This is a genomic window from Limnohabitans sp. (assembly GCF_044373035.1).
Classification (GTDB): Bacteria; Pseudomonadota; Gammaproteobacteria; order Burkholderiales; family Burkholderiaceae_C; genus Limnohabitans_A.
In genome coordinates this window covers 1-5,139 of sequence record NZ_JBILQU010000146.1, presented here as the reverse complement: position 1 = coordinate 5,139, position 5,139 = coordinate 1, and the positions used below count along the sequence as shown (strand labels likewise).

Below are 5,139 nucleotides of genomic sequence, written 5' to 3'. Positions count from 1 at the left end.
GCGACGAGTTGCCGCGCAACCACGTGGGCCTGGTCGTGGCGCTGGCCGACAAACTCGAAACCCTGGTCGGCATGTTCGGTATTGGCAACGTGCCCACGGGCGACAAAGACCCGTTTGCGCTGCGTCGCCACGCTTTGGGCGTGGTGCGGATGTTGGTAGAAGCCCGCTTGAAGCTCAATTTTTTCGAGCTGACCCGCCAGGCCCTCACCGTCTTTCCGGCTGCAGTGGTCCAAGACAAGAGCGTCGAATTGGACGAGTTTTTGGTCGAACGACTTCGCGGTTACTTCCGTGAGGCCGGGTTTTCAATCGCGGAAGTTGATGCCGCCATCTTCGCGCAAAAGCTCGGCCAGTGGTCATCCATTCCCACTCGTCTTCAGGCGGTGCGAGCTTTTGCGGCCCTGCCCGAAGCACCCGCTTTGGCCGCAGCCAACAAGCGCATTGGCAACATCCTGAAAAAAGCCGGTGAGGTGGACGCCCACGTCAACCCTGCGCTGTTGCAAGAAGACGCCGAAAAAGGCCTGTACGCCGCCATGCAAAAGTTGTTGCCTGAATCCGAGGCGCAGTTCAAGGCGGGCGACTACACCGCCAGCTTGCAAACCCTGGCCGCGCTGCGCGCCCCGGTGGATGCCTTCTTTGACGATGTGATGGTCAACGCCGAAGAAATGCACCTGCGCCTGAACCGCCAAGGCCTGCTCAAGTCGCTGCATGTGGCCATGAACCGCGTGGCCGACTTGTCGCGTCTGGCCACCTGAACTGAAAGCGCCCATGCACACCAAGCTCGTCATTTTGGACCGCGATGGCACCATCAACCGGGCCAGTGAAGAGTTCGTCAAATCGCCCGAGGAGTGGCACCCCCTGCCTGGCGCGTTGGAGGCCATCAGCCGGCTGAACCACGCTGGGTTCCATGTGGTGTTGGCCACCAACCAAACGGGCCTGGGTCGTGGGCTTTTTGACATGGCCGCGCTCAATGCGGTGCACGCCTTCATGCTCAAGTCTCTGGCCGCTTTGGGTGGCCGTATCGATGCGATTTTTTACTGCCCCCATTCGGCAGACGAAGGCTGCAATTGCCGCAAGCCTGCGCCAGGGTTGCTGCACCAGATTGAAGAGCGCTATGGCATCTCCCTGAAGGGCGTGCCTTATGTGGGCGACAGGCTGCGTGACATGCAGGCGGCACAGGCAGCGGGTTGTGCGCCGCATTGGGTGTTGAGCGGACGCCACTCCCGAGGGGATGTCAACAGTTTGCCCGCTGGGTTCCCGCCCGACACCCAAGTCCACGCCGACTTGGCCGCGTTTGTCGACCATTTCTTGGGCCAGCCTGAAACGCTTCGGCACATCACGGCCCCGACTGTCAACCCTTGAAACCCACCAGACCGCCTGCTGCATGAACTTCATTCGCTCACTCGCCCATGTGCTTTGGATGGCCATCACTGTGGTGCCTTGGGCGCTGTTTGTGGTGCTGATTTCCTACTTTGTCAGCAGCACGCGCTTGTACTGGATCTGCGCTGGCTGGCTGCGCCTCGCTGTCAACAGTGGCACCTGGATTTTGGGCATCGAAAACCGCATCCATGGCATGGAAAACTTGCCCCAAGGCACCAAGGACCCAGCCGTCTTGTTGGTCAAGCACCAGTCGACCTGGGAGACCTTTGTGATGCCTGCGATCATGCCGCACCCACTGGCCTATGTGTTCAAAAAAGAGCTGCTGCATGTGCCGTTCTTTGGCTGGGCCATGGCGCGCATGGACATGATCCACATCGACCGCAAGCAGCGCTCTCGCGCCTTTGCCAAAGTGGTCCAGCAAGGCCGCAGGTTGATGGCCGAGGGGGTGTGGGTGATCATGTTCCCCGAAGGCACACGCATTGCGCGTGGCCAAAAGGGCGAGTACAAAAGCGGCGGTGCGCGCCTGGCCATTGCCGCCGGTGTGCCGGTGATTCCGATTGCCGTCACCTCGGCGCGTTGCTGGCCCACCCGTGCTTTCGTCAAAAAACCCGGGGTGGTGGACATCTCGATTGGGCAGGCCATCCCCAGTGAAGGCCGCAGTGCCGACGAGTTGATGCTGGAGGTCGAGACCTGGATCGAATCTGAAATGCACCGCCTTGACCCCGAGGCTTACCCCGCTGCCTCCGGGCAATGACCAAGGCTGGGCGAAGCATGCGCGCGCCTTTGCAGTTTGTGCTGGACTTTTTCACTGGGGGTGACCCGGTGCAGCCCGCAACGCCCGCCTCGGTTGCCCCCGCAGCAGATGCGCGTGTGCCGGGTATTTCATCTGCACCTCCAGCACCTTCTTCGCCTTCTGCGTCAGTCCCCAGCTCAGGGGATCAAGAAAAGCCTTCAGCCCACCCAGAGGGCAGTCCCTGGGGCTTTACCCACCCCGCCGCCAACCGCCACGCCCAGCTGCAGGGCGTCACGGTGTCTTACCGTTTTGAACGCTCGCGCCGCAAGAGCATCGGCTTTCTGGTGGGAGCCGATGGTTTGGTGGTGCGTTCGCCCAACTGGGTGACGATGCGCGAGGTGGATGCCGCGGTGCAAGAAAAAGGCGCCTGGATTGTGGCCAAGTTGCAGCAATTCAAAGAGCGGCAGACAGAACAGTTTCAAAAAGCCATCGAGTGGCGGCATGGAGCCGAGGTGCCGTTTTTGGGACGCACGGTGCAGCTGTGTGTGCTCGAGCGCGGTGTGGGGCGGGTGCTGGGTCAAGACATTCCGCCCGAGCAGGTGCTGCCCGTGACGGTGCCGCCGGGTGCCTCGGTGACCCAGGTGCGCGATGCTGCGCAAGCTTGGCTCAAAAAGCAGGCCAAGGCCTTGTTTGAAGAGCGCCTGCACCACTTTGCACCCCTGTTGGGTGTGAGTTGGCAAAAGCTCAGCCTGTCCAGCGCCAGCACGCGCTGGGGCAGCGCCCGCGTCGACGGCCACATCCGCCTGAATTGGCGGCTCATCCACTTGCCCATCAGCCAGATCGATTACGTGGTGGTGCACGAGCTGGCGCACCTGCGCGAGATGAACCACAGCCCCCGCTTTTGGGAAACCGTGGGCGAGGTCATGCCCGACTACGCAGAGCGCCGCAAAGCCTTGCGCCAGGCACCGGTGGACCTCAAAGAAGACTGAGGTGGGCCTCGGGTGAAGGCGCGTCTGACAGGCCGGTGCTGAACCGCACCACCCCATCGGCCCCGCGTTCGCGCTGCATTTGACCGGACAGCCACAGCAGGTTCAGGTGGGCCACGGCTTCGCCCAAGGCGAAGGTGGTTTGGTGTACGTCCAAGGGGCGTTTGAAGAGCACGGGCAGCAGTTCGTGGGCGCAGTGCGCATGCACTGTGCAGGCGCTCAGCAGTTCGGCCAGGCGATCTTGGTGGTGGGTTTGCAGTTGGGCGATGCGGGTGGCGGCGCCTTGAAAAGGCCGCCCGTGCGAGGGCAACACCAAGGTGGTGTCCGGCAGGTGCGCCATGCGCTGCAGCGAGTCCAGAAACAGCTGCAGCGGGTTGCTGTCGGGCTCCATCGCATACACACTGACATTGGTGGAAATGGACGGCAGCAGCATGTCGCCGCTGATCATCAACTGCTGTTGCGCATCGAGCAAAGCCATGTGTTCGGGCGAGTGGCCATAGCCGCTGATGCACTGCCAGATGCGCTCGCCGATGCGCACACGCGCTCTGTCCATCAAGCGCACATAGGCGGTGGGAATTTTCGGCACCATGCTGGGGTAATAGCCCACCCGGGCCTGCACCTGTGCCAGTTCGTCAGGCTTGTTCCAGCCATGCGCTGTGAAAAAAGCCACGGTAGGTGCCCCGCCAAAATTGGACAGTCCGCTGCAAGCGAGCAGCGCCGACTGGTATTCGCTGGTGCTCATCCACAAAGGGGCTTGCCAGCGCTCGCACAACCAATGGGCCAGGCCCATGTGGTCCGGGTGCATGTGGGTCACCAACACGCGCAGGATCGGCAGGCCTTGCAGCACCTGTTGCTCCACCTGCAGCCAAGCCTCACGGGTAGCAGGGTTGTCGACGCCGCAGTCCACCGCCGTCCATCCCTCTTGCATCACGTCGGCTTGCGTGGGGTGGGGCAGGCGGTCACGCAGCAGCCACAGGTTGATGTGGTTGAGGGCAAAGGGAAGGCCCATGCGCAACCAGAACACGCCAGGTGCCACTTCGGTGACCGTGCCGGACTGCGGCAGGTGCTCGCCCAGGGGGTAAAGCAGCGGCGGCATGGCCGTTCGCAACTCGGGGGCGGGCGTGGCGTGGGACGAATCAGGCATGCAGGGGGTGGTTTCGGTTAGCATTCGGACCATTGACGTTAACGTTAACGTCAAATATGAATCATTATTCTAGGAGGCGGCTTTTCGCAAGGCTGTCCCCCTTGCGCAAGACGGTGAGGACCCCACGCCATGGCGAACACTTACACGATCAGCGATCTGGCCCAAGAATTTGACCTGACCACCCGTGCCATTCGCTTTTACGAAGACATGGGCTTGCTCGAACCCGAGCGTTCCGGACCAGGGGCGCGCAACCGCGTGTATTCGGCCCGCGACCGCACCCGCTTGAAGCTCACCTTGCGCGCCAAGCGGCTGGGCTTGTCGCTCAACGAAGCCAAGGGACTGATCGACATGTACGACAGTCCTCGCGATACGGTGCCGCAGCTCAAAAAATTCCTCGTGGTGCTGGCCGAACACCGCCAGCAACTGGAGTCGCAGTTGGCTGACCTGGAGGCGACGCTGGACGAGGTCAAAACCCACGAAAAAGAAACCCGAAATTTACTGAACAAGGCCAACAAGGCCGTTCCAACCAACTGATCCCCGCGGTTTGGGCCGTGCCGAGACCCCGTGTTGCGGGCATGCTGGGCACCGGCTGTTGGTTGACGTTGACGTAAACGTCAATTACAGTTCGGCTTGACCTTAACCACCGGATGCGATGTGACCTCAGCCCTGACCCCCCACGAGCGTGTTGCCCAGAGCCTGGCCCGTCAGGGCATGATGAACCACTTGGGTGTTCGCCTGTTGTCGGCCACGGTCGGGCAGGTTGAACTGGCGGTGCCCTACAGCGACAAGGTCACGCAGCAACAAGGCGGCTATCACGGTGGTGCCATTGGCGCACTGGCGGACATTGCTGCCGGTTACGCGGCACTGACCGTGTCGCCAGAAGGCATGGAAGTCACCAC

Annotated in this window: 7 protein-coding genes; 6 read left to right on the top strand and 1 reads right to left on the bottom strand. The window is 61.9% G+C overall.

What is annotated here, in order from left to right:
• The 4 genes from ACIQ47_RS14550 to ACIQ47_RS14535 form a co-directional block, all read left to right on the top strand.
• The coding region (locus ACIQ47_RS14550) for a glycine--tRNA ligase subunit beta (protein ID WP_396438791.1) at positions 1-752 on the top strand (752 nt) is incomplete at its 5' end.
• A 13-nt stretch (positions 753-765) separates the two neighbouring features.
• A complete protein-coding gene (gene gmhB, locus ACIQ47_RS14545) occupies positions 766-1,359 on the top strand; it encodes a D-glycero-beta-D-manno-heptose 1,7-bisphosphate 7-phosphatase (protein ID WP_396438790.1) in 594 nt (197 codons plus the stop codon).
• Between the two features lie 22 nt (positions 1,360-1,381).
• Positions 1,382-2,131, top strand: a complete 750-nt coding sequence (locus ACIQ47_RS14540; protein WP_396438789.1) for a lysophospholipid acyltransferase family protein — start codon at positions 1,382-1,384, stop codon at positions 2,129-2,131.
• Between the two features lie 17 nt (positions 2,132-2,148).
• Positions 2,149-3,099 carry a M48 family metallopeptidase gene (locus ACIQ47_RS14535; RefSeq protein ID WP_396438788.1) on the top strand — a complete coding sequence of 317 codons (951 nt, stop codon included), beginning with the start codon at positions 2,149-2,151 and terminating at the stop codon, positions 3,097-3,099.
• Here ACIQ47_RS14535 and ACIQ47_RS14530 read toward each other — a convergent pair.
• Positions 3,086-4,240, bottom strand: a complete 1,155-nt coding sequence (locus ACIQ47_RS14530) for an MBL fold metallo-hydrolase (RefSeq protein ID WP_396438787.1) — start codon at positions 4,238-4,240, stop codon at positions 3,086-3,088. The two genes, ACIQ47_RS14535 and ACIQ47_RS14530, sit on opposite strands and share 14 nt — an antisense overlap.
• A 129-nt stretch (positions 4,241-4,369) precedes the next feature.
• Between ACIQ47_RS14530 and ACIQ47_RS14525 the strand changes: the two genes are divergently transcribed.
• Positions 4,370-4,774 (top strand): MerR family DNA-binding transcriptional regulator, encoded by a 405-nt coding sequence (locus tag ACIQ47_RS14525; RefSeq protein WP_396438786.1) that lies wholly within the window; start codon positions 4,370-4,372, stop codon positions 4,772-4,774.
• 96 nt (positions 4,775-4,870) lie between these two features.
• Positions 4,871-5,139, top strand: a 269-nt coding sequence (locus ACIQ47_RS14520) for a PaaI family thioesterase (RefSeq protein ID WP_396438785.1), incomplete at its 3' end; no start/stop codon positions are given.

Coding starts and splice junctions, on each gene's coding strand:
- gmhB (WP_396438790.1), top strand. CDS start 766: ATGCACACCAAGCTCGTCATTTTGGACCGCGATGGCACCATCAACCGG.
- ACIQ47_RS14540 (WP_396438789.1), top strand. CDS start 1,382: ATGAACTTCATTCGCTCACTCGCCCATGTGCTTTGGATGGCCATCACT.
- ACIQ47_RS14535 (WP_396438788.1), top strand. CDS start 2,149: ATGCGCGCGCCTTTGCAGTTTGTGCTGGACTTTTTCACTGGGGGTGAC.
- ACIQ47_RS14530 (WP_396438787.1), bottom strand. CDS start 4,240: ATGCCTGATTCGTCCCACGCCACGCCCGCCCCCGAGTTGCGAACGGCC.
- ACIQ47_RS14525 (WP_396438786.1), top strand. CDS start 4,370: ATGGCGAACACTTACACGATCAGCGATCTGGCCCAAGAATTTGACCTG.